Raw genomic sequence first — 24896 nt, 5'->3', positions numbered from 1 at the left:
CCTCGGCTATTCCGGCCGGGCCAGCTCGCTGAGCTGCCGTGTGACCTGGTGGATGACGGACACGTCGCGCCGCACGCGGGCGAGCATGACGGCGCCTTGCAGGGACGACAGGACCAGCGCGGCCAGCGGCTCGGCCCGCTCCCCGGGGACGCCCCATCCGCGCAGCGCGACCGCGATGCCGCTCTGCCACTCGTCGTAGGCGGCCTCGCAGGCGGCCCGGATGGTCTCGCTCTCGGCGGCCGTCTCGAGCGCCACGGTCGCGACCGGGCAGCCCTTGCCGAAGTCCGAGTCCAGGAGGCTGCGCGCGAAGTGCTCCCCGAGGGCGGCGAGTCCGGCGCGGGCGTCGGGCGCGGCGAGGACGGCCTCGGCGAGCGCGCCGCTCACCGTCCGCCCGGACAGCGCCACCGACTCGGACGCGAGCTGCTCCTTGCCCTCCGGGAAGTGGAAGTACAGCGAGCCTCTCGGCGCCCCGCTGTCCGCGAGGACCTGGTTGAGGCCGGTGCCGTGGTAGCCCTGCCGCTGGAAGAGGTCCGCCGCCGTCCGCAGGACCCGCTCTCTCGTCTCGCCCCTGGGTGCCATGGACCCGAGACTAGGACGACCGGTCTATTTATTCAACCTCGATCGCTTCCAGCGGATCACATCGACTTTTCACGATCTCGAAACATTTCGACACGATTTCTGCACGTCATCAATCTGTCCAACCAGAAGTACCGGTCTTGGAATTCGAAAGTGCCTTTCGAAGTATTGACACCTTTCGGCGGCGTTCTCACAATGAGGTCCGGCCAGAGGACGGCCCCGCCCCGTCCTGTCCGTTCCGCTGGAGGAACACAGATGACCGAACACGCTCCCCTGCGCGGCAGACCCGCACGCACCCTCCGCCGCCTCGCCCTCGCCGCCGCGCTCATGGCCGGACTCACGGTCGGCGCGGCCGCCACCGGCGCCACGGCGTCCGCCACGGCGCTCCAGACCGGCCATCAGCCCGCTGCCGCCGCCGACTGCAGCGCGGGCTATGTGGGCCTGACCTTCGACGACGGCCCCACGGGCCAGACGGCGGCCCTGCTGTCCGCGCTGCAGCAGAACGGCCTGCGGGCCACGATGTTCAACACCGGGCAGAACGCCCAGAACAATCCGTCGCTGGTCAACGCGCAGAAGAGCGCGGGCATGTGGATCGCCAACCACAGCTGGTCCCACCCGCATCTGACGCAGATGCCGCAGTCACAGGTCTTGTCGGAGCTGCAGCGGACGCAGCAGACCCTCCAGCAGATCACCGGGACGGCGCCCCGGCTGTTCCGGCCCCCGTACGGGGAGACGAACTCCACGGTGCGGGCCGTCGAGCAGCAGCTCGGCCTGACCGAGGTCCTGTGGGACGTCGACTCCCAGGACTGGAACGGCGCGTCCACCGCCCAGATCGTGCAGCGGGCCGGCTCCCTCCAGAACGGCCAGGTCATCCTCATGCACGACGGCTACTCCACGACGATCGCGGCCGTCCCGCAGATCGCGGCGAACCTCGCGAGCCGCAACCTGTGCGCCGGAATGATCTCCGCGGCCACCGGCCGGGCCGTGGCCCCGACCGGCGGCGGTGGCGGCGACGACGACCCGCCCCCGCCCGGCGGCGGCTCCTGCACCGCGCAGATCTCGCCGGGGCAGCAGTGGAGCGACCGGTTCAACCTGTCGGTCGGCGTCTCCGGGACGAACGACTGGATCGTCACCGTGACCGTGCAGTACCCGCAGGAGATCATCGCGACCTGGAACGGGTCGCCCACCTGGGACTCCAGCGGGAACGTGATGACGATGAGGCCGAACGGCGCCGGCAACTCCTTCGGCTTCACGATCATGCACCACGGCAACTGGAACTGGCCGTCGGTCTCCTGCCGGACCGCATGACCTGACCCGCGCAAGACCCGAACCGCCCGCCCCCCGCAGGCACGCCTTCCCGCGGCCAGGCCCCGGCCGCGGGAAGGCGGTCGCCGTCGCCGTCGCCGGGGCCTCACTCCGTGACGGGCGGCGGGGCGGTGCTCTTGCGGACCACGAGGCTGGTGGACAGCTCCAGGCGGGTGGCGACGGCCTCTCCGGCCCGGATGCCGAGAAGGATCTGGGTGGCGGACTCCGCCATCTGCCGCAGCGGCTGGTGGACGGTCGTCAGGGCGGGGCTGGCCCACGGGGCGACCGCGACGTCGTCGTACCCCACCACCGACAGATCGTCCGGGACGCGCAGCCCGTGCACGCGCGCTGCCTCCAGCACCCCGAGCGCCTGAAGGTCGCTCCCGGCGAAGATCGCCGTCGGCCGGTCGGGCCGCCCGAGCTGTTCCATCGCCCGCTCGAACCCGCCCTGCACGTGGAAGTCGCCGTAGGCGACCAGGGACGGATCGACGTCCAGTCCCGCCATGCTCATCGCCGAGCGGAACCCGTCCAGCCGCGCGATGGAGCACAGCATGTCCTCGGGCCCGGTGATGATCGCGATGCGTCGGTGGCCCTGGTCGATGAGATGCCGGGTAGCCGCCAGGCCGCCGGACCAGTTGGCCGACCCGACCGAGGGGACGTCCGGCTCGGGGTCCCCGGCCGGGTCGATGATGACGAACGGGATCGAGCGGGACCGCAGCCGCTTCTTGTACTCCGGCGCGAGGCTGGAGAACAGCAGCACGACGCCGAGGGGGCGGCGGCGCAGCACCCCGCTGATCCACTCGGGGCCGGGGGAGTGCCGGGTGCCGCTCTCGGTCAGCACCACGCTCGCGTCGTTGGCCTTGGCGACGCTCTCCACCCCGCGGATCAGCTCCATCGTCCACAGGCTCTCGATCTCGTGCAGGACGATCTCGATGAGCGGGGCGTCGGGGGCCGACCGCACGCCCCGCTGGTAGCCGTGGTGCTCCAGCAGCCGCTCGACCCGCAGGCGGGTCTTGCGCGCCACGTCCTCGCGCCCGTTCAAAACTTTCGAGACGGTCGAAACGGAGACACCGGCCTGATCGGCCACCTGGGCCAGGGTCACCCGGCCGGAATCCTCGTCCTGTTGCATGTCCGAAGCATAGAGATCTCGAAGGTTCCACCGAAAGTTGGGGCCCCCGCGCCGGGTCAGTCCTCGACGTTCAAGGCGTCGAGGCGGAGGCCGGTGAAGGCGTCCGCGGTGACGCCCCGCACCCGCTCCGACCAGACCAAATGATCATGATGGGACCACAGCGGCATGAGCGGCATGGCGCGCAGCATGTCGCTCTCCGCGAGCCGCGCCGGGATCACGCCTTCGCCGGGGTCCCCGGCGCCCTCCGCCTCCGCGACGAGCCCGCGGGCGTCCTCGCCGTCGAAGCCGGTCCCGGCCTCCAGCAGCGGGGCGAGGGCGGCGACGGGGGCGGGGTAGGCGGCGGTCGTGTGGACGACGAACGGCCCGTCCACCTCCCGGTCGTCCAGGGCCTTGCGGAGGCCGGTGACCGGATGGGGCCGCGCGTCGAGCTTGAGCTCCCCGCGGAGCTGTGCGGCGACGGCCTTCACCCAGGCGTCGTCGCCCCGGTCCGCCTCGTACCAGAGGTTCAGCGGCCCGGTCAGCCCGCCCGCGTCGGCGAGCGCGGCGACGGCGGCCTTGGTGTCGTGGACGCAGTGGCGGCACTGGCCCTCGCGGCTGCCGGGCCGGATGCCGGGCGCGACCAGCGCGTCGGCGGGGGAGTACTGGTGACCGAGCGGCCCCTCCGTCACCGCGGAACGGTCGATCGCCATCGACAGCGCGTGCCGGAGGGTGGGGGAGGCGAGGCGCTCCTCCCAGCCGGGGAACGCCAGGTGGGTCACCTCCCGCCCGGGGACGGTGAGGTGGCGGTCGCCGAACTCGGCCTCCATCGACTCGTGGCGGGCGGGCGGCACCCGCGTGGCGACGTCCAGCTCACCGGCCGCCGCGGCGCGGTACTGCGCGAGCGCGTCCGGCATCGCCTTGACGACCACCGGACGGCCGTCCCCGGAGCGGCGCTCGAGGACGATCTCCCGCGCGTTCCGGGACGCGACGCGGAACGGGCCGTTGCCCACCGGTTTCCGCCCGTAGGACGCCCAGTCCCGCGACTCCAGGACGCTCTCGGGGACCGGGAAGAACGCGGGGTCGCCGAGCAGGGCGGGAAAGCCGTTCAGCGGACGGTCGAGCGTCACCTCGAAGGTCAGCTCGTCCTCGACCTCGATGCCGGGTACCTCGTCCGCGCCGCGCCGGGCGCCCTTGACGTGCGCGACCTCGGTGAGCAGCCGCGCCCCGGCCCAGCCTTCGCGCACGACGGCCGTCCAGGCGCCGGCGAAGGAGCGGGACGTGACGCGCGAGCCGTCCTGGAACGTCGCGCCGGGACGCAGCCTGATCGTCCAGACCCGCCGGTCCGGGCTGGTGATCGACGCGGCGGCGGCGTTCGCGGGAGCGCCGGTGCGCGGGTCGTAGGAGACCAGGCCCGTCCACACCGCGTTCGCGATCATCCGGCCGGCGGTGTCGCGGACGTCGCCGGGCAGCAGCGTCGCGGGGGCGGGCGCGCCGACCGAGATCCGCGGGTCGGCCGGTTCGCTCCACGCCTTCAGGGCCGCGACCGGGGCCAGCAGCACCACGACGGCCCCGGTGACCAGGGCCGCGGTGCGCGTGGAGCTCTTCATCGGCCTCTCCTGGGAGCCGGAGGGGGCGGACGCCGAGGAGCGTACGGCAGCGCGACAGGTCCGACCAGTCCTTACGGTCCTGAGTCCATTTCGTGACCCGACCGGCTGTTGATCAAGCGTGCGGCGCCGTTCACACTGGCGCTTGCGAAATCCCCTCCCGTGGAGGCGTGATGCTCCCCCGCACATCTCATTCCGCCGTCGGCACCACTCGTACTCCCGCCGGCGACACCGCCAAGCGCCTGCTCCAGGGCGGCGGCGCGGTCGCGGCGTCCCTGGCGCTGATGGCCGGGACCGCCTGGGCGTGCCCGCCCGGAGATCCCCAGGGCAACGACAAGCAGATCACCGCCGCCGAAGGCGAGGGCACCGGCGCCCGCCACGCCGGGCACTACCACCGGGCGGACGCGGCCGCCGCGAAGTCCGAGGCGATCAAGGGCGTGCGCCGCGTCGGCGGGGTGTCCGGCGTCGAGGGCACGATCTCGCTGATGTTCATGGACTACGGCCACGGCCGGCACAAGCGCACGATCATGTACGCGACCGGCACGTACGGGCTGAAGGCCTTCGACGTCACCGCCGACCCCCGCGTCCCCAAGCTCGTCGGGCAGCTCAGCATGCCGGGCATGTGGGAGACCGAGGACACCGACTTCGACCCCGAACGCAAGATCATCTACCTGTCCCGGGACCCGCGCGCGTTCGGCGGCGACACCCGGACCGGCGAGTCGGGCATCTACGTCGTGGACGCCTCCAAGCCGGAGAGCCTGCGGCAGATCACCTACGTGAAGGTCCCCGCCGGCCACACCACCACCTGCGTGAACGACTGCAGGTATCTGTGGACGGGCGGTCCCGCCAAGGCGGACTGGATGCCGGAGGACTGGGGCGGACGGCCCGTCTGGGTCACCGACGTCCGCGACCCCGCCGAGCCGAAGGTCTTCGAGAAGCCGATCGACACGGGCCGCAACGACGGCAAGACCGACTACACCCACGACATCCAGGTCGACTCCAGCGGGATCGCGTGGGCGTCCGGACGCGGCGGCGTGCGCGGCTACCACACCAGGGGCCGGCACTACGACCCGGTGGAGAAGAGGTGGCGCAGGGCCACCGCCTACGACCCCGTCCCCTACGCGGGCGGCGGCCTGGACGAGGCCACCACCAACTCCGCGTTCATGCACAACAGCTACCGCGCGGTCGGCCGCACGCGGAACCAGGCCGCCGACCCGCGCAGGTGGGGCAACGGCAAGCTGCTGTACGTCACCGAGGAGACGTTCAGCGAGGGCTGCGCCAACGACGGCCTGCTCGTCATCGCGTCGCTGAAGGGCTCCTACGACGGTGAGGGCTGGCGGTCCACGCCGGACGACCCGTTCCGCCTGCGCACCATCGGCACATGGGGCGTCGCGGGCAAGGAGGGCAGCGACCCTGAGAGCACGGACTGCTCGGCCCACTACTTCGACGTCCGCGACGGCGTGGTCGTGCAGTCGTTCTACGCGCAGGGCACCCGGTTCCTGGACGTCCGCGACCCCACGAACCCGAGGCAGGTCGCCTACTACCGTCCGGCCGACGCCTCGTCCTGGCAGCCGTACTGGCACGGCAGGTACGTCTACGTCGCCGACAACAACCGCGGCATCGACGTCCTGGAGCCGACCTTCCGCTGAGCCGCGCGGTCAGGGCGGCTGGTCGGGGTCGTCGGACTCCCTGGCGCTCCGCTCGGCCGCGGCGACGGCCGACTCGGCGGCCCTGCGCAGCTGGTGACCGGCCTGCTGGACGACGCGGACGGGCCGCGGGGGCAGATGCCGGGACGGGCCGCGGTGCCGCCGCCAGTGCTCCCGGGCGCGGGCCCGGTGCTCGACCCGCAGGTGCTCGACGAGGCGGTCGACGTCCATGGACACCTCGCCGTACAGCGGCCACAGGTCCCCGGACGCGGCCCGCTCGTGCAGCCTGCGGGCGAGCCGGGCGCGGCGCTCGCGGGCGACGTCGACCCGCGTTTCGAGATCGTGCTCGGCCAGGAACGGCCGGGCGTCGCGGGCCAGGTCGGAGCGGGCGAGCCGGCCGTAGGCGGCGACGCTCGCGGCGATCCCGGCCAGGGCGTCGCCGAGTTCGCGGCGGACCGCCGGGTCGGTCAGCAGCCGCCCGTGCTCGCCGAACCGCTCGTCGTCGGCCAGCGACCGGGTCAGGCCGCGCAGCGAGAGGGTGAAGTGCTCGATCGTCTCCATGGCGTTGCGCAGCGCGACCCCGGCGTCGATGAGCCGCCGCGCCCGCGTCCGCGGGTTGAGCGCGACGCTCTCCTCCGCCGCGCTGAGCTCCCGGTCGGTGCGGCCGATCTCGCGGGCGAGCTGCTCGGCCGCGTCCTGCCAGCGGGCCGCCTCGTCCTCGGCGGGTTCGCCCCGCAGCCCGTCGGCGATCTCCTCGATCAGCCGCCGCAGCTTCTCGGTGACGTCCTGGACGGCCTCCTCGGCGGGGCGGACGCGCACCGACGGCGCCAGCAGCGTCGCCGCCAGCCCGGTGGCCGCGCCGATCAGCGTCTCCAGGACGCGGGTGGTGGCGCCGGCCTCGCTGGCCGCCCCCAGCGCGAAGATCAGCATCGCGCTGATCGGCGCCTCCAGCACGTGCTCGCGCAGCCGCAGCACGTGCCCGATGACGAGCGCGGCGAGGATGGTCAGCCCGAGCGTCCACCAGGAGAAACCGATGGTGCTCGACGCCAGCACCGCGACCAGCACCCCGGAGGTGACCGCCGCGACCCGCAGGATGCTCGCCCTGATCGTCTGGTAGACGGAGAACTGGACGACCAGCAGCGCGGTCAGCGGCGACAGCAGCGGCTTCGGGCCGCCCGGCGGCAGGATCGCCAGGGCCAGCACGAAGGACACGGTGGCGGTGATCGTCAGCCGGGCGATGCGGAAGACGGCGGACTGCACCTCCGTCGCCACGTGCAGCGGCGACCGGCCGGCCCGGTCGCGCCGGCCGGCCCGGCCTGGACGGTCGCGGCGGCGGAAGAACGCAGGTGCCATCCCGGGGTCCTTCCCGCGCTCGGGCAATATCGCGGCAAAACCCGGATCCGGATGGGTCCGCGCCGGCTCAGGTGCGGCGGCGGGCGCGGAAGGCGGCGACGTTCGTGCGGTTCGCGCACGCCTCGGAACAGAAGCGGCGCCGCCCCGCCCGGGACGTGTCGGCGTACACGCGGTCGCAGCCGTCCGCCGCGCAGACGCCCGTCCGGCCGAGGCCGTGGTCGACGATCAGCTCGGCGAGGTTCATCAGCGTGGTCGCGCGGAAGCGGTCCGGGAGCCGGGACGAGGGCGGCGCGTAGTGCATGTGCAGGCCGTGCGGCTTGTGGTCGGCGAGATGCGGGTGCATGGGGATCTCCAGCATGAGCCCGTTCAGCAGCGCCATCGCGTCCTCGACGCGGGCGGCCTCGAAGAACGGCCGCAGGATCCGGCCCCAGCGCCGGAAGTCGGCGGCGTCGGCGTCCTCGAACTCGCGCCAGAAGAACTCGTTCTCGCGCAGGATCCGGCGCAGCCCGTCCGGGGAGTCGTCGCCGTCCGCGCCGGTGACGGCGTTCACCAGTGCCGCCGCGGCGGCCACGCCGTGGCTCTTGTACCCGGTCATCCGCAGTGCCCTGTCCGCATCATCCGCATCATCCGCATTGCCATGGCCTCCGCTGACATGTCATGCTGTAAACATCATCTTAGTTATAACCCTTACATCTTGACGCTCACACTTCCCTGGGGATGCGCGGTGGAGGAATGTCCACGCTGTGGCTGGCCCGAGTCGCAGGTGTACGAGGTGCTCTCGCGCCATCTGACGTCGGAGGGCGTGGTGAGCTACACCCGCTGCGCCTGCGGCGGGGTGCAGGTGCGCGTGCAGCGGTTCGAGTCCGGCGCGGTCGTGGCCGCCCGGCGCGGTGACGTCCCCGCACCGGACCGGCCCTAGTGGCGCCAGCGGGTGACGGCGGCCACCTGCTGCGGGGTCGCGCCGTCCAGCAGTTCGATCTCGCCGCGCCGGACGGCCGACACGGTGTCGGTGACGGCCTCGCCGAGCGCGTCCCGCAGGACGGTGTCGGCCTCGAACGCCGCGAGCGACTCGGCCAGCGACGCCGGCAGCGGGCCGATGGAGCGGGCGGCGCGCTCGTCCTCCGCTAGACCGGCCGGGTCGACGCCGACCGGCTCCGGCAGCCTGCGGTCGGCGTCGAGCCCGTCCCGCCCGGCAGCCAGCAGCGCCGCCAGCAGCAGGTACGGGTTGGCGGCGGCGTCCACGCATTTGACCTCCAGGTTCGCCGCGGTCGCCTGCTCGCCGTCGGCGCCGGTGACGAACCGCAGCGCCGCCTCCCGGTTCTCCAGCCCCCAGCAGGCGAACGCGCCCGCCCAGTGCGACGGGACCAGCCGCAGGTAGCTGGCCACCGTCGGCGCCCCGACCGCCAGCAGCGCGGGCAGCCGGTGCAGGATCCCCGCGGCGAACGCCTCCCCGCCCGCCGTCATCCCGCACGGGCCGTCACCGCCCGACATCGCGTTCACCGGACCGTCCGCGTTCGCCCGCCACAGGCTGAGGTGGACGTGGGCGCCGTTGCCGACCGAGTCCGCCTCGACCTTCGGGGAGAACGAGGCGGCCATGCCGTGCTCCATCGACACCGCCCTGATCGTCTCCTTCACCAGGACGGCGGTGTCGGCCGCGCCGAGCGGGTCCTCGACGGCCACCGACACCTCGTACTGCCCGGCCGCGTACTCCGGATGCAGCTGGACGACCGTGACGCCGCTCTCCTTCAGCGCCGTCAGGACGTCCCGCAGGTAGCCGGCCAGCTCGGTGACCCGCGTCATCCCGTACGCGGGCCCGCGGCAGGCGGGGGAGAAGCCCTCCCCGTCACCCATCGCCCCGTCACCCTTTGACACCGCCCACTCGATCTCGAACGCCGCCTTCACCGACCAGCCGTGCCCCGCGAGCCGGTCCGTTTCGCGGCGCAGCAGGGCGCGCGTGTCCAGCGGATGGACGGTTCCGTCCTGCGCGTACCGGTGCGCCGGCGCGTGCGCCCAGCCCGGCAGCGCCGCCATCGGGACGAGGCGGTCCAGGTCCGGGTGGAGCCGCAGGTCCCCGACCGGGCCGCCGACGTGCCGCCCGGACACGATCGAGTCGTCCAGCAGGAAGACGTCGAACACCGGGGACATCCCGACGCCCCACGCCGCGGCGTGCTCCAGCCGTTCCACCGGGACCGTCTTGGTGCGCGTGATCCCGCTGACGTCCACCCACGTCAGCGCGACGGCGACGACGCCCTGCCCGGTCAGCCATCGCGCCGTCTCGGCGGCGCGGGCGCCGAGCCGCGCGCGTGTGCGCGCGTTGAGCACGGTCCCGGCGGTGACGGGTTCGGGGATCTGTTCCACGGTGCTGGCTCCCGGTCGGAGTTTCGGTGAACGCTGTGCGGTGAATGCGGTGCCGGTGAATGTGCGCGATGTACGTAAGGGCATCGTAGGAAGATCGGAGGTCTGTTTCAGGGAGGAGGCGGGGCGCGGTGCTGGAGTACCTGGAGTCGCTGCCGCTGGTCGACCACCACTGCCACGGCGTCCTCGGCCGCGATCTCGGCCGCGCGGAGTTCGAGGAGATGCTCACGGAGGCGGAGACGCCGGGCCCGCCGGGCGTGAGCATGTTCGACACGCAGGTCGGGTTCGCGCTGCGGCGCTGGTGCCCGCCCGTCCTGGACCTGGAGGCCCACGCGGAGCCGGACGCCTACCTCGCCCGCCGCGCCGAACTGGGCGCCGCCGAGGTCAACCGGCGGTTCCTGGAGGCGGCCGGGCTGGACGCCCTGTGCGTGGACACCGGGTACACGCCGCGGGCGATGCTCGATCCACCGGACCTGGGACGTCTCGCCGGGGCGAGGGCCCACGAGATCGTCCGGCTGGAGACCGTCGCCGAGCAGGTCGCGGGAGACGGCGTCGACGCGGCGCGGTTCGCGGACGAGGTGCGCTCCCGAATCACCGCACGGGGCGCCGTCGGCGCCAAGTCCATCGCCGCGTACCGCCACGGGCTGGAGCTGTCGGGTGAGCGGCCCTCCGCCGCGCAGGTGACGGCCGCGGCCGGCCGGCTCATGGGGCGGGAGCGGCCCCGCGTGTGCGACGAGGTCCTGCACCGGTTCCTCGTCTGGTGCGCGGTCGACGCCGGGCTGCCGGTGCAGTTCCACGTCGGTTACGGGGACGTGGACGCCGACCTGCGCCGCGGCGACCCGCTGCTGCTCATCGAGCTGCTGCGCGCCATGGACCCCGTCCCCGCGATGCTGCTGCACAACTACCCGTTCCACCGGCACGCGGGCTACCTCGCGCAGGTGCTCCCGAACGTGTACGCCGACGCGGGCCTGGCCACCCACAACCTCGGGCACCGGGCACCCGCGCTGATCGCCGAGCTGCTTGAGCTGGCACCGTTCGGGAAGGTGCTTTACTCGTCGGATGCGTTCGGGCTCGCCGAGCTTTACCACCTGGGGGCGCTGCTGTTCCGGCGCGGCCTGGCGGGCCTCCTCGCCGGGGGAGTGGACGACGGCGCCTGGACGGCCCGCGACGCCGGGCGCGTCGCCGGGCTGATCGCGTCGGGCAACGCCCGCCGCGTGTACGGAATCTGAACACACGACACAGGCACCACGACTTTGCACAAGGAGACCGGCATGGCCGCACGTGAACGGCTGCTCGTGATCGGGGGCGACGCGGCGGGGATGAGCGCAGCGTCCCAGGCCCGCAGGCGGCGCGCGGCGGACGACCTGGACATCCTCGTCGTAGAGCGCGGGGACCACGTGTCGTATTCGGCGTGCGGCATTCCGTACTTCGTGGGCGGCGTGGTCGAGGAGCTCGACAAGCTCATCGCCCGCACGCCCGGCCAGTTCCGCGACCGCGACATCGACGTGCGGCTGCGCACCGAGGCCGTCGAGATCGACGTGGACGGCGGCCGCGTCCGCGTCCGCGACGCGGAGGGCGGCGGCGAGCGCTGGGAGTCCTACGACGACCTCATGGTCGCGACCGGAGCCGTCCCGGTGCGGCCGGACCTGCCCGGCGCGGACGCGGAGGGCGTGCACGGCGTCCAGATCCTCGGTGACGGGATCGCCATCCGGCGCGCCGTCGAACAGGAGGGGGCGCGCCGCGCTGTCGTGGTGGGCGGCGGCTACATCGGCCTGGAGATGGCCGAGGCGATGGTGATGCGGGGCCTGGAGGTGACCCTCGTGGACCTCGCCGACCAGCCGATGCGGACCCTCGACGAGGACATGGGCGCGGTCATCGCGGACGCGATGCGCGGCATCGGCGTGAAGCTGCATCTCGGGGAGCCGGTCGAGGGCTTCGACACCTCCCCGGACGGGCACGTCACGGCCGTCCGCACCGCGAACCGCACCCTGCCCGCCGACCTGGTCGTCCTCGGGCTCGGCGTGCGGCCGGGCTCCGGCCTCGCCCGCGCCGCCGGGATCGAGACCGGCCCGACCGGCGGCATCGTCACCGACCGCCGGATGCGCACCCGCACCGAACGGGTCTGGGCGGCCGGGGACTGCGTCGAGACCCGCCACCTGGTCTCCGGCGGGCCGGTCGCGATCTCGCTCGGCACGCACGCCAACAAGCAGGGACGCGTCGCGGGCATCAACCTCGGCGGCGGCTACGCCACGTTCCCCGGCGTCGTCGGCACCGCCATCTCCAAGATCTGCCAGGTGGAGGTCGCGCGGACGGGCCTGAACGAACGCGAGGCGGCCGCCGCGGGGTTCGAGACGCTCAGCGTGGTCGTGGACTCCACCACCCGGGCCGGCTACCACCCGGGCGCCACCTGGATGAAGACGAAGATGATCGTGGAGCGCCGCTCCGGCCGGGTCCTCGGCGCGCAGATCGTCGGCGAGGAGAACGCCGGCAAACGCGTCGACGGCCTGGCCATCGCGCTGTGGAACCGGATGACGGCCGAGGAGATGACCGGCCTCGACCTCGGCTACGCGCCGCCGTTCTCACCCGCCTGGGACCCGGTCCTGATCGCCGCCCGCAAGGCCGCCGAAGCCGTCGAAAAGGACATGCACGCCGCCGGTTGAGGCGCACGCGCCGGCGCGCGTCGCGGGGCGGGCGGTCAGGCCCGGCAGGTCAGGGGGCGGCCGCCGTTGAAGGCGACCATGTCGCCGATGGCGGCGACCACGTCGATCTGCCCGCCGGGTTCGAGCCCGTCCAGCTCCGCGTAGGCGCGGTGCAGGTTGCCGACGAGCCGCTCGGCGTCGGTCAGCTCGGCGAACGGGCCGAGGTCGGCCTCGCGGGCCGCCTCCAGCGGCGTCAGCCCGGCCGGTTTCGCCGCAGCGGCCGTCGCCTGTACGAACCGGGCATAGCCGACCACGCGGTCGATCAGCTCCGGACCGCCCACCGGGCCGTGCCCCGGCACGATCGTCTCCGCGCCCAGCGGCGCGATGACCTCCTCCAGCACCTTGACGGCGCCGGAGACCGACCCCTGCAGCAGGAACGGCGTGCCGCCGTTGAACAGCAGGTCGCCGCAGAACAGCACCCGCCGCTCCGGGATCCACACGATCGAGTCGTTGGTGGTGTGCGCGGGCGTCCCGACGTGCCGCACCTCGCACCGCAGCTCGTCCACCCACAGGGTCACGCCTTCGGTGTAGGTGAGGAACGGCGGCTCCAGCTCGACGTCGCCCCAGTCCACCTTCGTCCAGATCGGCTCGTCGAAGGGCTTGCCCCAGGAGAGCGCGTTCTCGCGCGTCTGCTCATGGCCGACGACCGTCGCGCCGGAGAACAGGTAGTTCCCGAACGTGTGGTCGCCGTGGTGGTGGGTGTTGACCAGCGTCCGGACGGGCCGGTCGGTGACCGACCGGATCGACTCCAGGTAGGCACGGGTCCTGCGCTCGGTCGAACAGGAGTCCACGCTGGTCACGCCGCGCTCGCCGACGAGGAAGCCGGTGTTGTTGATCCACCAGGTGCCGTCCGGCTGGACGTAGGCGAACACCCCGTCCGAGACCTCTTCCAGGCGCGGTGTTCCGGGACCATCGCGGTCGGGTGCGTCGCTCATGTGACGGCATCCTATTGCGGCTGCGCCGAGTTCCATCTGCGGCTGCGCCGAGTTCCATCTGCGGCTGCGCCGAGTTCTATTCGCGGCTGCGCCGGGTTGCCGTCGCGCCGGGCCCGCGGGCGCCGCGCGGTCAGGGGTCGTCGTCGGAGGGACGCGCCGGTTCGGGACCGTCCGGCCCGACCCGGATCATCCGGATGACGTGGACGATCCGGAAGCGCCGCCCGCACGCCACGAACTCGACGCCGCCGTCCGCGTCGATGCGGTCGGCGGCCTCCGCGTACTCGGCGAGCTCACCGGGGCTCGGCGGTGGCCCGCAGTCCTCCGGCCCGGCCTTCGGCAGCAGCACGCGGAAGTAGTGCGCGAGGGAGTCGCGGGCGTCCTGCGGGCCGATCCCGCCGGTGACCGGCCGCCACTGCCCGTCGCGGTCCTCCAGGACGGTGAACTCCGGGGGCAGCAGCACGACGCCGGGATGCGCCTTGACCGCGCTGAGGGCCTCGCGGCGCAACTCGTCCGGGACGGTGCCCTCGGCCGGCACCAGGCCGAGCAGCTCCAGCCTGAGCGCCGCGTCGGCCGGGCCGACGGGGGCCGCGGGGTCGATGGCGAACTCGCGCAGCGGCCCGTCCTCGCCGTCGGTGACGCGGGCGGGCTCGGGCCCGTCGTCGCCGAAGCGGGCGAAGCCCAGCACGCGGACGATCCGGAACCGCAGCGGCCCGGCGGCGCACTCGTTGCGGTCCGCCCGTTCACGTGCCGCCCGTTCGAGCCCGCCCTGTTCGAGGGCTCCCTGTTCGAGCGCGTCCGCGAGGCGCAGCATGTCCTCGCGGACCGCCGGCTCATGGTCGCCGGCGATGTCGCGGAGGTGCACCGACAGGTCGATGCGGGCCTCGTAGGGTTCCAGAGCGCCGAGCGACAGGATCCGCCACGCGCCGCCGGCCTGCTCGGCGCAGCCGAACTCCGGCGGGCCGACGCCGACGATCTCGGGGTAGGCCCGCCGCCGCTCGGCGGCCTCCTGGTCGCGGACGGCCGCCACGGGTTCCAGGTCCCTGACGACGTTGATCAGGTCGTGCCCCGGCATCCCTTCGAAGGACATGCGTCCATCGTGACGTGCCGCCGCGTCCCGCGCCGTGGAAACGACCGACGGGCCGGGATTCGAACGGGCCGGTGTTGAACGGTCAGTACTCGAACTCGGGCAGGGTTGTCATCAGATGCGGGTTCGGTGAGCTGTCGCGGGCGGGCGGCTCCGCCGAGCGGGCCGCGCGCAGCACCTCGCCGGCGCCGAGGACGGCCGCGTCGCCGGTCGCGTCCCCGATCCGCGCGGCCAGCCCCGTCCGGTCGCGGATCAGCCGCTCCAGGCCGGGCAGCTGGGCGGACCCCCCGGTGAGGGTGACGCCGACGCTGAGCAGCTCGCCGGAGATCTCGGGGGAGCAGCCGGTGACGCCGGCGCCGATGGCGTCGACGATCTCGGCGACCGGGCCGGCGATCGCCCGGCCGACGTCCACGGTGGTGAGGACGAGTTCCCGGGGCATGCCCGTCAGGATGTCGCGTCCGTGCACCACGGTCTGCCGCACCGGCCGCCGCCCGAGCGGCGGCACCGCCCCGACCTCCAGCTTCGCGGCCTCCGCGGCGGACCGCGACAGCGACACCTGGTGCTCGCGCCGGACGAGGTCGACGATCGCGCGGTCCAGGGCCGACCCGCCGATGGGCGCGGTGTGGGACGTGACGAGGCCGCCGAACGCGATGACGCCGACGTCGGTGACGTCCGCGCCGATGTCGGCGACGACGGTGATCTCCGACCGCAGGGTCGAGGTCATGCCCATCCCGATGGCGGCGGCGATCGGCGTCGGCACGAGCGTGAGGCGCCGCGCGCCGGCCTGGTAGGCGGAGAACCGCAGCGCCCGGTAGTGGACGGAGCTCAGCCCGCTCGGCACCGTCACGACCAGCCGGGGGCGGGCCGTGTAGTGGCGCTTGTGGTGGCGGCGGACCAGCGCCCGCATCATGTACTCGGCCGCGTCGGTCTCGGTCGGCGCACCGCCGCGGACCGGCCGGACGAGCGTCACGTCCGGGTTGCGTCCCGCCATCTCCTGCGCCGGGCCGCCGAGCGCGAGGATGCGTCCGGTGCGCCGGCAGCGGGCGAGCAGCGACGGTTCCCGGCAGACGACCCCGCGGTCCTTGAGATGCATCCGCACGGTCGCGCTGCCCATGTCGATAGCGGTGTCACGGCCCGCGAAATCCCACATCGCGTCCCCCAATCGCCCCGAAAATCCCGAGAGCCCTGTTGATGCCCTCGCGTCCCGCGGCGATGCCCACGCGCGGGTAAGCGAATCGCAACGTCCTGACGAACACGGGTCCGGCATGTCCGGAACGCCGACCGGCACGCCGGGCCCGCCCGGCCGGGAACTCCGGGCGGGCACCAAGAGATCATGTTGTGACGGTGTTGGGAGAGCGCGGTGTGAGAAGAGCGCGGTGTTCAAGCGGCGACGGTGCCCGGTCGTGACGCGCCGCGCCGGGCCGTCCAGCCGCGCCGCGACCGGACGGCCCCGGCCGCGCGGCACACCCCGTACAGCGCGAACGAGATCGTCGTGACGTACGGGCTGATCGGGATGCTCGACCCGAGCGACAGCAGGATGCCGCCCACCACCGACACGGTCGCGAAGACGGTGCTCAGCACCGGGACGAGGACCGGCGACGCGGTGACCCGCACGGCCGCCGCGGCCGGCGTGCACAGCAGCGCGAGCACCAGCAGCGCCCCGACGATCTGCACCGACACGGCGACCGCGAGGCCGAGCACCAGCATGAAGACCGGTGACAGCGCCCGCACCGGCACGCCCCGCGCCGCCGCCGCGTCCGGGTCGAGGCTCGCGAACGACAGCGGACGCCACATGACCGCGAGGCACGCCAGCACGATCGCCGACGTCACCAGCAGCCACGACAGCCGCGGCGTGTCGATCGCGACGATCTGCCCGGTGAGCAGGCCGAACTTGTTGGCCGACCGGCCCTTGTAGAGCGACAGGAACAGCACGCCGAGCCCGAGCCCGAACGGCATCAGCACCCCGATGACCGACCCGCGGTCGCGCGCCCGGGACCCGAGCACGCCGATGAGCGCGGCGGCCGCCAGGGCGCCCGCGATCGATCCGCCCGCGACGCTCGCCCCGATCAGCAGCGCCGCGGCGGCGCCCGCGAACGACAGCTCGGCGATGCCGTGCACGGCGAACGCGAGGTCGCGCATGACGACGAACGTCCCGGCGAGCCCGCCCACCAGGCCGAGCACCGCCCCGGCGATCAGCGAGTTGCGGACCAGGCCGAGCAGCGCGCCGTAGTCCTCGAAGTTGAAGATCTCACCCCAGACCTCGTGCCAGCTCATGCGGCCCCGACCTCCGCACCGCCCCGCACGCCGCCGAAGTCGAGCACGCGGTCCGCCAGCGGGAGGACCGGCTCGGCCTCGTGCGTGACGAACACGACGGCGGTGCCGTGCTCGCGGCACCGCCGTCCGGCGAGGTCGGCGACGATCCGCTGGTGCTCGACGTCCAGCGACAGCAGCGGCTCGTCGCACAGCAGGATGCTGGGGTCTGCCGCGAGGGCCTGCGCGACCCGCACGCGCTGCAGCTCGCCGCCCGACAGCAGGTCGAGCGGGACGTCGGCGAACGGCGCGGCGCCGACGTCGCGCAGGACGGTCTCGACGCGGCGGCGCGTCTCCGGGCGCGGCCGCCGCGGTCCCCACCGGTGCCCGTCGATCCCGAGCCGCACCAGGTCACGGGCGCGCAGCGGGGTGTGCGGTGCGACGGACTTGGTCTGCGGGACGTACCCGATGAGGTCGCTCCCGCGCCGTGGCGGCCGTCCGTTCACCGTGACCGTCCCGGCGGTGAGACGCCGCAGCCCGAGCAGCACCTTCAGCAGGCTGGTCTTCCCGGACCCGTTCGGACCGAGCACGACCAGGAACTCGCCGGCCGCGACGTCGAGATCGAGTCCGCGCCACAGCGTCCGGTCCCCGTACGCCAGGGCGGCGTCGCGCAATGAGATCACGACAGCGCCTTCTGGAGGGCGGCGATGGTGCCGTCCATCCAGGTGATGTAGTCCTGGCCCTCCGGGAGGGTCTCGGTGACCGGCACGACGGGCACGCCGGCGTCCTCCGCGGCCTTCTTGAGCCGCTCGGTCTGCGGTCCGCTGGTCTGCGCGTTGAAGACCAGCGCCTCGACCTTCTTCTCCTTCAGCAGCGCGAGCGTCTCCTGGAGCGCCCTCGGCGGCACGTCGCCGCCCTCCTCGATCGCCTCGCTGAACGCGCCGGGCGTCCGGTTCCGCAGCCCGGCGGCCTCCAGGAGGTAGACGGGGACGGGCTCGGTGATCGCGACGCCGTCGCCGGAGTGCGCGGTCTTGAGCGCCGCCACCTTCCCTTCGAGGGCCTTCAGCCTGGTCTTGAACGCGGCGGCGTTCGCCGAGTACGTTCCCGCGTCGCCGGGGTCGGCCTTGGCGAGAGCGGCGGAGAGCCGGTCTGCCAGCAGCGCGGCGGACGGCAGGTCGTACCAGACGTGCTCGTTGAGTTCCTCGCCCTCCGGCGCGGTCTTGCCGGAGATCCGGACGGCGTTGAGCACCTCGGCCTTGGACCCGGAGCCCTTCAGCAGCGTGCCCACGAAGTCGTCATAGCCGCCCCCGTTCTCGATCACCACCGCGGCCTTGGACACGGCGAGGCGGGTGCGCGTCCCGGCCTCGAAGGAGTGCGGGTCCTGCGCGGGGTCGCTGATGAACGACGTCACCTCCACCTTGTCGCCGCCGATCTGCCGCGCGATGTCGCCGTAGACGTTCGTCGAGGCCACGACGGAGACGGTGTCGCCGCCCGAGGTCACCGCACCGGCGTCGGAGGACGAGCCGCAGGCGGCGGCCGCCAGTGCCGAGGCGGCGAGCACGCCGCCCGCACCGAGCAGGCGGGCACGCCCACCACGGGCACGCTGACCATGGGCACGCTGACCACGGGCACGCTGAACAGAGGTCATGGAAGAACTCCCGGGGGAATGAAAACGGTTTTCATTACTGAACCTAGCACGATCCGTCGGAGGTGCGGCAAGGCGCCGACGCGAGCCGAATCCCTGATTCGGATGCTTGTGAATTGAGTTTTAACGTGGTTCAATAGGATGCATGGCTCACCATGCACTTCGATTCGCCGCCGGGACGGATGTCGGCCAGCGGCGGAAGGTGAACGAGGACTCGGCGTTCGCCGGTCCGCGGCTGCTCGCGGTCGCCGACGGGATGGGCGGCCATCCGCACGGCGACGTCGCGAGCCGGACCGCGATCGAGGTCATCGTCGGCCTGCCGCTCACCGACGACCCGGCGGCCGGACTCGCCGCCGGTGTCGCCGAGATCGCCGACCGGCTGGACGACCTGGTTCGGGAGGACCCCGAACTGGCCGGGATGGGCACGACCCTGACCGCGATGGCCTGGGACGGCGTCCGCTTCGCGGTGGCGCACATAGGCGACTCCCGCGCCTACGTCCTGCGCGCCGGGGACCTGATCCAGTTGACCCGCGACCACACGATGGTCCAGTCGCTCGTGGACGGCGGGCAGCTCACCAAGGAGGAGGCCGCGCGTCATCCGCGGGGATCGGCGCTGATCAAGGCGCTGCAGACCGGGAGCAGCGCCGAGCCCGACGTGTTCCAGCAGAACGCCAGGCCCGGCGACCGCTACCTGCTGTGCTCCGACGGGCTCTCCGGGTTCGTCGCGCCGGAGGAGATACGCGAGACGATGGCGCGAGCGGCGAGCCCGGCCGACGCCGTCGCGCGCCTCATCGAACTCGCCAACGAGGCCGGCGGGCAGGACAACATCACCTGCGTCGTCGCGGACGTCATCGCACCCTCGATCGCCCCTCGGCAGGAGCCGCTGACGCTCGGCGCGGCCGAGGACCCCGGACTGCTCGCCCGGCTGGGCCGCCGGCTCCGCCGCCCGTGACCGCGCCCGTGACCCTGACCGCGACCGCGACCCCGTCCATGACCCTGACCGCGTCGTCCGCGGCCCGGGCTGCGGTGCACGGCCGACCCGGTCATCAACTGGTAAATTGACTCAGTTCACAGTCATTCTTCGAGCCGATCGATGTTGCAAAGATCAAGTATGGTGACGGCATGAGCGCCGATCCGGGTGTGACCGCCGGCGACATCGCCCGGCTGGCGGGCGTGGGGCGCGCGACGGTCAGCAACTGGCGGCGCCGCCACGACGACTTCCCGCGCCCGGTCGGCGGCACGGCGACCAGCCCGCTGTTCTCGCTCGCCGACGTCGAGGGCTGGCTGAGCCGCAACGGCAAGCCGTTCGAGGTGTCGTCGGCCGACCGGCTCTGGCAGCGGCTCCGCGCGTCCGGCGACGACTTCCAGCTCGCCGACCTCGTCGGCTGGGCCGGCCTGCGCCTCCTCGAACTCCGCGGCGACGCCCCCGGGACGCCCGGGACACCGCTGACGCCCGGGACGCCGCCGCCCGCCATCGAACCCGACGACCCCGACCTGCCTCGCCTGCTCGCCGACCTCGCCGCCGAGCACGGCCACGCCGCCGCGTTCGACCTGCTGGTCCAGCGCTACGTCCAGGCCCACTCGCGGCGGCTCGTCGTCACGCGCGGGGATGTGGCGCGCCTGATGACGCGCCTCGCCTGCCGGGACGGCGACGTCGTCCTCGACCCGGCGTGCGGGCTCGGCACGCTGCTACTGGCGGTCCCCGGTGCGCGGGTCGCGCTCGGCCAGGACAGCAACGCCTCCGCCGCCCGGATCACCGCGGTCCGGCTGCTGCTGGCCGGGACGCCCGCCGAGATCGTCCCCGGCGACTCCCTGCGGCGCGACGGCTTTCCCGGCGAGGTCGCCGACGCCGTCGTCTGCAACCCGCCGTTCGGCGATCGCGCCTGGGGCCACGAGGACCTCGCCGGCGATCCGCGCTGGGAGCACGGGCTGCCGCCGCGCGGCGAGTCCGAGCTGGCCTGGGCCCAGCACTGCCTCGCCCACGTGCGGCCGGGCGGATGCGCCGCCGTGCTGATGCCGTCGGCGGCGGCGAGCCGCCGCCCCGGCCGCCGCGTCCGCGGCAACCTGCTGCGGTCGGGCGCGCTGCGCGCCGTGGTGACGCTGGCGCCCGGCGGCCCCGACCTGTGGCTCCTGCACCGCCCGAAGCCCGGCGAGCGGCCGCCCGCCGCCGTCCTGCTGCTGGACGCCGAGGGCGACCTCGCGCGGGCCGAGCACGAATGGGAACGGCATCCGGACGGCGAGTTCTCCGTGCCGGTCATCGACCTGCTCGACGACGAGGTCGACGTCAGCCCGTCCCGGCACCGTCCACGGCAGAGCGGCGAAGCGTTCGGCCGCCGCTTCACCGACGCGCTGGACCGGCTGGCCGCCGCCGCGCCCGCCCCGCCCGCGCTGCAACTGCTGCCGGATCGGCGTCCGCTGCCGTTCACGACGCTGTCGGAACTGGCCAAGGCCGGGGTCGTCGCAATCAGCCACGCGCCCGCGCGGCTGCCGTCCGGCGGCGACGTGCCCGTCCTCACCGTGGACGACGTGAGCGCCGGGACGGGCCCGTCCGGGGCGTCGGCCGCCGGTCCGGGCCTCATCATGCTCGAACCCGGCGACGTCGTCTCCACCGCCGCCGGCTCCGCCCGGGTGATCACCGAGCCCGGCGCCGCGCTCGGCCCCTACCTCACCCTCTACCGCCCGGACGCCGGACGCCTCGACGCGCGGTTCCTCGCCGGTTTCCTGACCTTCGCGCACACCCGCGCCGGCGCCGGATCGAGCCGCATGGACCTGCGCCGCACCCGCATCCCCCGGCTGTCGCTCGAACGCCAGCGCGCCTATGGCCGCGCGTTCCAGGAACTGGCCTGCCTGACGGAGACGTTGCGCGAAATGTCGTCCCTGGGGGAGACGCTGGTCCGGCTGAGCTTCGACGGGCTCGTGGACGGCCATCTCCGCCCGGACGCGTAACTCCGGCATCATCGCCGGCCCCGGGATCATCGCGCGCGGGGCGCCGCCGTGCCGACGCCGTGAAACAGGCACGTCCGGGAACGGCCCCAGCCGCTCCCGGACGTGCCCGCCGGGCTCAACGCCCTCGTTCAGCGGTCCCGCCGGCGGACGGTCTCATCGGCGGTCCGCGTCGGCCCGGGTCTGTTCGCGGTCTGACCGCGTCAGTCCGCGGTGTGACCGGGTGCGGTCAGGTCGCTGAACGGGCCGGAGCCCACGTACTTGGCCCATGGGCGGAACTCCGAGCGGTTCCGGAACGGCCCCTGCTGCTGCGATGCCGCGGGCTGTCCGGTCACGTACCTCGGCCGCGGTTCGGGCTTCGTCTTGTCCGACGGTGCGTCGCTTCGCGGTCCCTGGACCGCGGAATCGTCCGGCTTCGGGGCGGGGCCGGGTGGCACCGCCTCTTCCGCCGGGGTGTGTCCGGGGGCGTTCATCGGGGGGTTGGCGGGTGCATCCTGCTTGGCGTCGTTCTTGGGAAGTGTGTCGGTAGGTGGCGGAATCTGGGGGGTCCGCTGCTTATCAGGCGGTTTCTGGTCCGCTCTCTTCTGTGTGCTCATCCGGTCGATCTTCTCGACGAGCTCCTTCACCGACGGCGACCACTTCTTGTACTCCGGCGCGCCGGGCCGGACCGCTCCGGCGAACTGTTTCCTGCGCCGTTTGGTGAGCTTGTCGATCCGCACCTTCTCCCCGGTGCGCGGCGCATGGAGATACTTACCGTCACCCACATATATTCCGACATGTCGGCGGCCCCGGAAGAAGATGAGGTCCCCGGGCTTGAGGTCCTTCAGCTTCACCTTCCGATCGACCTTCCGGTACTGCGCGTGGGTGACGCGGGGAAGCTTGACGCCCGCCTTGCGCCACGCGGCCATCGCGAGCCCGGAGCAGTCGTAGCCGCCCGGTCCCTCCGCGCCCCACCGGTAGGGCTTGCCGATCTGCTTGCGGGCGAACTTGATGGCCTTCTTCGCGCTGTCGCGCTGGTCCGCCTCACGCGTCCGGTACTTGTCGTACGCCTTGACCTTCTTCAGCGTGGCGGAGTCCAGATGCATGCTCTTCAGCACGGCGGGATTGAGGTTCGCCCAGGCCTGGGAACTCAGCGGGACCGCCAGCGCGAGCCCGGTCGCCGTCACGGTGACGGCGGCCCGGAGCATTCCCTGTTTTCGGGCGCCCGCCCGGTCGCGGCCGGTGTGGCCGCCGATTGCCCCGCTCCCGGCGTCGTCTCCCCGTATTCCCCGTGTGAGTGTGCCGCGTGTGATTGTGCGGCGTGTGAGTGGATGGCGTGCGACGGACATTCCTCTGCTCCCCGTTCCATTGCCGGATGTGCCGCGAGATTTCCGCGAGGCCGGGTGATCAGCACCCCGCCGAGAGTCCGGGTACCCCGTTGATCGTGCCGGAATTGGGAGAGCCCGCCGATTTTACATGATCATGACGCGGAATTAGTGGCGCTCTTTGGTGTCTTTGATCATGTGGCCAGATGGGCCAGCGAGGTGAGCGGAACCGGAAGCCAGGCCGGCCGGTTCTGTGCCTCGTACCGCACCTCGTAGATCGCCTTCTCGAATTCGAAGGCGCGGATGAGCACCGAATGCGCCGCCGGGTCGGCGCCGCCGCCGGCCGCGTAGCCGCGGCAGAACGCGGCCCTGTTGCGCGCCGCCCAGGCGTGCGCACGCGTCTCCAGGCGGCCCCCCGCCTCGGGCGGCACGGTGCCGGACTTGGCGATGAGGAAACGGGCCGCGTACTCGAAGGAGCGCAGCATCCCGGCGACGTCGCGCAGCGGGTGCGCGAGGGCCCGGCGCTCGTGCTGCGTCCGCGCGGGCTCGCCCTCGAAGTCCAGGAGCGTCCAGCCGCTCTCGGTGCGCAGGACCTGGCCGAGGTGGTAGTCGCCGTGGACGCGCTGGACGGGCAGCGGCTCCGCCTGCGCGGCCAGGTCGAGGAACGCCCCCGTGAGCGCCTTCGCGTGCGGGGCCAGGCCGGGCACGGTGCGGCAGGTGCCGGTCAGCTCGGCGTTCATCCGCGCCGCCATCGCGTGCACCTTCGCGGCCGGGAGCGTCGTCACGCCGAACGCCTCCGCGAGCGCCCGGTGCACCTCGGCGGTCGCGGCCCCCAGCCGTTCCGCCTCGGCCGCGAAGTCGCCGCCGGCGGCGCTCGCGTCCAGCTCCGCCCATTCGTCGTCGCCCGCCGGCGGCGTGTGCGCGAACCAGTCCCGGACGCTCGCGATCGCCAGGCTCCAGCCGTCCGCGCCGGTGTGCAGGTAGTCCGACAGCAGGGCGAGCGTGACAGGTTCCCCGTTCCCGCCCGCCCGTGCGCCCCGTCCCGGCTCCAGCTCGATCCACCCGAGGACGGCGGGGACGTGCGTGCAGCCGCCCCGGGTCAGCGCGAGGTTGACCTCCAGGTCGAGGTTGACGCCGGTGCTGAGCCGCCGGAACAGCTTGCAGATGTAGGCGTCGCCGAACAGCAGCGAGGTGTTGCTCTGCTCGGCGGTGATGGGCAGGCTCGTCAGGTCCGTCCGGATGCCGGCGCCGGCGGTGTGCCGGAAGCGCAGCGGGCCGACGGACGCCTCGGCGGCCAGGCCGTCCAGCAGGATCCGGGTCAGGTCCGGGTCGTGGGCGGCGTCGTACAGGTGCGCCTCACGGCCGTCCGGGCCGCCTGACGTCCCGCCGATCTCGACGTGCAGGAGCCGGTCGGGCAGGTGGCGGCGGACGCCGAGGAGCAGTTGGTAGTGGTCGGTGACGCCGTTCTGCGCGACGTCGAGGACGAGGTGGTGCAGGGCGGGGTCGCCGGTGCGCAGTTCGGTGGCGGTGCCGATGGACACCTCGTCGATGGGACCGTCCTTGCCGCCGAACCACCGCTGGCGTGGCAGCCACTCCGCGAGGTCGCGCGTGAGGGCCGGTTCAGGTGGCAGCACGGTCAGACGGTCCTTCCCGTGCCCGCGCCCGGGACCGGATCCCCGGCCGCGCCGGTGGCCGTGCCCGGGATCGCGGCCGGGACGGTGTCGCCGTCGTCCGGGGGAATCAGCTGGAACCAGAAGAACCCGTGCGCGGGAAGCGTCATCAGGTACGGCAGCTCGCCGATGGCGGGGAACTGGACGCCGCCCATGCACTCGACGGGGGAGTACCCCTCGAAGCGCCTCATGTCGAGCTCGACCGGCTGCGGGAAGCGCGACAGGTTGCTGACGCACAGGATCGTGTCCATTTCGCCCCACGGGCTCTCCTCCTCCGTGATCTCGCGGGTGAAGGCGAGGACGGATGGGTTGGAGGCGGACAGTTCGACGTAGGAGCCGACGCCGAAGACGGGGTGGCGTTGCCGGATCTCGATCATTTTGCGGGTCCAGTGCAGGAGTGATCCGGGGTTGTTGGCCTG

22 protein-coding genes are annotated in these 24896 nt (G+C 73.1%); 7 read left to right on the top strand and 15 right to left on the bottom strand.

Translation table 11 applies throughout. The features are described from left to right. Positions 1-6: 6 nt before the first annotated feature. On the bottom strand, positions 7-579 hold the full coding sequence (locus AB0C35_RS31990) for a TetR/AcrR family transcriptional regulator (protein WP_358464099.1): 573 nt from the start codon (positions 577-579) through the stop codon (positions 7-9). Between the two features lie 252 nt (positions 580-831). Here AB0C35_RS31990 and AB0C35_RS31985 point away from each other — a divergent pair, with 252 nt between their 5' ends. After that, positions 832-1884, top strand: a complete 1053-nt coding sequence (locus tag AB0C35_RS31985) for a polysaccharide deacetylase family protein (RefSeq protein ID WP_358464096.1) — start codon at positions 832-834, stop codon at positions 1882-1884. Positions 1885-1987: 103 nt separating this feature from the next. On the opposite strand, the gene AB0C35_RS31980 is transcribed toward AB0C35_RS31985, so the two are convergent. Next, positions 1988-3010 carry a LacI family DNA-binding transcriptional regulator gene (locus AB0C35_RS31980; RefSeq protein WP_358464093.1) on the bottom strand — a complete coding sequence of 341 codons (1023 nt, stop codon included), beginning with the start codon at positions 3008-3010 and terminating at the stop codon, positions 1988-1990. A gap of 56 nt (positions 3011-3066) precedes the next feature. Continuing rightward, the gene (locus tag AB0C35_RS31975) at positions 3067-4596 is read right to left on the bottom strand and encodes an ABC transporter substrate-binding protein (protein WP_358464090.1); all 1530 of its coding nucleotides are present in this window, start codon (positions 4594-4596) and stop codon (positions 3067-3069) included. A 170-nt stretch (positions 4597-4766) separates the two neighbouring features. On the opposite strand from AB0C35_RS31975, the gene AB0C35_RS31970 reads away from it, so the two are divergent. Beyond that, a complete protein-coding gene (locus AB0C35_RS31970) occupies positions 4767-6242 on the top strand; it encodes a hypothetical protein (protein WP_358464087.1) in 1476 nt (491 codons plus the stop codon). Between the two features lie 9 nt (positions 6243-6251). Here the strand turns inward: AB0C35_RS31970 and AB0C35_RS31965 are convergent, their stop codons facing one another. Next, on the bottom strand, positions 6252-7592 hold the full coding sequence (locus AB0C35_RS31965) for an aromatic acid exporter family protein (RefSeq protein WP_358464084.1): 1341 nt from the start codon (positions 7590-7592) through the stop codon (positions 6252-6254). A gap of 67 nt (positions 7593-7659) precedes the next feature. Then, positions 7660-8187, bottom strand: coding sequence for a CGNR zinc finger domain-containing protein (locus tag AB0C35_RS31960; protein ID WP_358464081.1), 528 nt, complete (start codon positions 8185-8187; stop codon positions 7660-7662). 99 nt (positions 8188-8286) lie between these two features. On the opposite strand from AB0C35_RS31960, the gene AB0C35_RS31955 reads away from it, so the two are divergent. After that, entirely contained in the window at positions 8287-8511 is a 225-nt protein-coding gene (locus AB0C35_RS31955; RefSeq protein ID WP_358464078.1) for a hypothetical protein, read from the top strand. Here AB0C35_RS31955 and AB0C35_RS31950 read toward each other — a convergent pair. After that, positions 8508-9950: a glutamine synthetase family protein gene (locus AB0C35_RS31950; RefSeq protein WP_358464075.1), complete on the bottom strand. Its 1443-nt coding sequence runs from the start codon at positions 9948-9950 to the stop codon at positions 8508-8510. The two genes, AB0C35_RS31955 and AB0C35_RS31950, sit on opposite strands and share 4 nt — an antisense overlap. A gap of 128 nt (positions 9951-10078) precedes the next feature. On the opposite strand from AB0C35_RS31950, the gene AB0C35_RS31945 reads away from it, so the two are divergent. After that, positions 10079-11176, top strand: coding sequence for an amidohydrolase family protein (locus tag AB0C35_RS31945; RefSeq protein WP_358464072.1), 1098 nt, complete (start codon positions 10079-10081; stop codon positions 11174-11176). 42 nt (positions 11177-11218) lie between these two features. Beyond that, positions 11219-12607, top strand: coding sequence for an FAD-dependent oxidoreductase (locus AB0C35_RS31940; protein ID WP_358464069.1), 1389 nt, complete (start codon positions 11219-11221; stop codon positions 12605-12607). Between the two features lie 35 nt (positions 12608-12642). Here AB0C35_RS31940 and AB0C35_RS31935 read toward each other — a convergent pair whose 3' ends face one another. The 6 genes from AB0C35_RS31935 to AB0C35_RS31910 form a co-directional block, all read right to left on the bottom strand. After that, entirely contained in the window at positions 12643-13581 is a 939-nt protein-coding gene (locus AB0C35_RS31935; RefSeq protein ID WP_358464066.1) for an MBL fold metallo-hydrolase, read from the bottom strand. 130 nt (positions 13582-13711) lie between these two features. After that, complete coding sequence (locus tag AB0C35_RS31930; protein WP_358464063.1) at positions 13712-14668, bottom strand: DUF5954 family protein; 957 nt, start codon at positions 14666-14668, stop codon at positions 13712-13714. Between the two features lie 82 nt (positions 14669-14750). Next, positions 14751-15815 (bottom strand): rod shape-determining protein, encoded by a 1065-nt coding sequence (locus AB0C35_RS31925; protein WP_358464061.1) that lies wholly within the window; start codon positions 15813-15815, stop codon positions 14751-14753. 230 nt (positions 15816-16045) lie between these two features. Next, positions 16046-16939, bottom strand: coding sequence for a metal ABC transporter permease (locus tag AB0C35_RS31920; protein WP_358464058.1), 894 nt, complete (start codon positions 16937-16939; stop codon positions 16046-16048). Then, positions 16936-17598 (bottom strand): ATP-binding cassette domain-containing protein, encoded by a 663-nt coding sequence (locus AB0C35_RS31915; protein WP_358464055.1) that lies wholly within the window; start codon positions 17596-17598, stop codon positions 16936-16938. The genes AB0C35_RS31920 and AB0C35_RS31915 overlap by 4 nt, the downstream gene beginning before the upstream one ends. Next, the gene (locus tag AB0C35_RS31910; protein ID WP_358464052.1) at positions 17595-18563 is read right to left on the bottom strand and encodes a zinc ABC transporter substrate-binding protein; all 969 of its coding nucleotides are present in this window, start codon (positions 18561-18563) and stop codon (positions 17595-17597) included. The genes AB0C35_RS31915 and AB0C35_RS31910 overlap by 4 nt, the downstream gene beginning before the upstream one ends. A gap of 142 nt (positions 18564-18705) precedes the next feature. Between AB0C35_RS31910 and AB0C35_RS31905 the strand changes: the two genes are divergently transcribed. Together AB0C35_RS31905 and AB0C35_RS31900 are read left to right on the top strand one after the other, a co-directional pair. Then, a complete protein-coding gene (locus AB0C35_RS31905; RefSeq protein WP_358464049.1) occupies positions 18706-19512 on the top strand; it encodes a PP2C family serine/threonine-protein phosphatase in 807 nt (268 codons plus the stop codon). A gap of 170 nt (positions 19513-19682) precedes the next feature. Further along, positions 19683-21506 (top strand): N-6 DNA methylase, encoded by a 1824-nt coding sequence (locus tag AB0C35_RS31900; protein ID WP_358464046.1) that lies wholly within the window; start codon positions 19683-19685, stop codon positions 21504-21506. Between the two features lie 200 nt (positions 21507-21706). On the opposite strand, the gene AB0C35_RS31895 is transcribed toward AB0C35_RS31900, so the two are convergent. From AB0C35_RS31895 to AB0C35_RS31885, 3 genes are all read right to left on the bottom strand, one after another. After that, the gene (locus AB0C35_RS31895) at positions 21707-22690 is read right to left on the bottom strand and encodes an NlpC/P60 family protein (RefSeq protein ID WP_358464043.1); all 984 of its coding nucleotides are present in this window, start codon (positions 22688-22690) and stop codon (positions 21707-21709) included. 311 nt (positions 22691-23001) lie between these two features. After that, positions 23002-24441, bottom strand: a complete 1440-nt coding sequence (locus AB0C35_RS31890) for an aminoglycoside phosphotransferase (RefSeq protein WP_358464040.1) — start codon at positions 24439-24441, stop codon at positions 23002-23004. 2 nt (positions 24442-24443) lie between these two features. Further along, on the bottom strand, positions 24444-24896 hold a 453-nt coding region (locus tag AB0C35_RS31885), incomplete at its 5' end, for an alpha-glucosidase C-terminal domain-containing protein (RefSeq protein ID WP_358464037.1).

This window comes from Spirillospora sp. NPDC048819, from assembly GCF_040650055.1.
In the GTDB taxonomy this organism is placed as follows: domain Bacteria; phylum Actinomycetota; class Actinomycetes; order Streptosporangiales; family Streptosporangiaceae; genus Spirillospora.
The sequence above is the reverse complement of the archived record's forward strand: the minus strand, read 5'-3'. Positions and strand labels throughout refer to the sequence as shown.

Bases quoted from the DNA above. Each gene is read 5' to 3' on its own strand.
- AB0C35_RS31975 (WP_358464090.1), bottom strand. From the start codon at position 4,596: ATGAAGAGCTCCACGCGCACCGCGGCCCTGGTCACCGGGGCCGTCGTG.
- AB0C35_RS31905 (WP_358464049.1), top strand. From the start codon at position 18,706: ATGGCTCACCATGCACTTCGATTCGCCGCCGGGACGGATGTCGGCCAG.
- AB0C35_RS31930 (WP_358464063.1), bottom strand. From the start codon at position 14,668: ATGTCCTTCGAAGGGATGCCGGGGCACGACCTGATCAACGTCGTCAGG.
- AB0C35_RS31900 (WP_358464046.1), top strand. From the start codon at position 19,683: ATGAGCGCCGATCCGGGTGTGACCGCCGGCGACATCGCCCGGCTGGCG.
- AB0C35_RS31910 (WP_358464052.1), bottom strand. From the start codon at position 18,563: ATGACCTCTGTTCAGCGTGCCCGTGGTCAGCGTGCCCATGGTCAGCGT.
- AB0C35_RS31965 (WP_358464084.1), bottom strand. From the start codon at position 7,592: ATGGCACCTGCGTTCTTCCGCCGCCGCGACCGTCCAGGCCGGGCCGGC.
- AB0C35_RS31940 (WP_358464069.1), top strand. From the start codon at position 11,219: ATGGCCGCACGTGAACGGCTGCTCGTGATCGGGGGCGACGCGGCGGGG.
- AB0C35_RS31960 (WP_358464081.1), bottom strand. From the start codon at position 8,187: ATGACCGGGTACAAGAGCCACGGCGTGGCCGCCGCGGCGGCACTGGTG.
- AB0C35_RS31970 (WP_358464087.1), top strand. From the start codon at position 4,767: ATGCTCCCCCGCACATCTCATTCCGCCGTCGGCACCACTCGTACTCCC.
- AB0C35_RS31990 (WP_358464099.1), bottom strand. From the start codon at position 579: ATGGCACCCAGGGGCGAGACGAGAGAGCGGGTCCTGCGGACGGCGGCG.
- AB0C35_RS31935 (WP_358464066.1), bottom strand. From the start codon at position 13,581: ATGAGCGACGCACCCGACCGCGATGGTCCCGGAACACCGCGCCTGGAA.
- AB0C35_RS31920 (WP_358464058.1), bottom strand. From the start codon at position 16,939: ATGAGCTGGCACGAGGTCTGGGGTGAGATCTTCAACTTCGAGGACTAC.
- AB0C35_RS31985 (WP_358464096.1), top strand. From the start codon at position 832: ATGACCGAACACGCTCCCCTGCGCGGCAGACCCGCACGCACCCTCCGC.
- AB0C35_RS31925 (WP_358464061.1), bottom strand. From the start codon at position 15,815: ATGTGGGATTTCGCGGGCCGTGACACCGCTATCGACATGGGCAGCGCG.
- AB0C35_RS31980 (WP_358464093.1), bottom strand. From the start codon at position 3,010: ATGCAACAGGACGAGGATTCCGGCCGGGTGACCCTGGCCCAGGTGGCC.
- AB0C35_RS31895 (WP_358464043.1), bottom strand. From the start codon at position 22,690: ATGCTCCGGGCCGCCGTCACCGTGACGGCGACCGGGCTCGCGCTGGCG.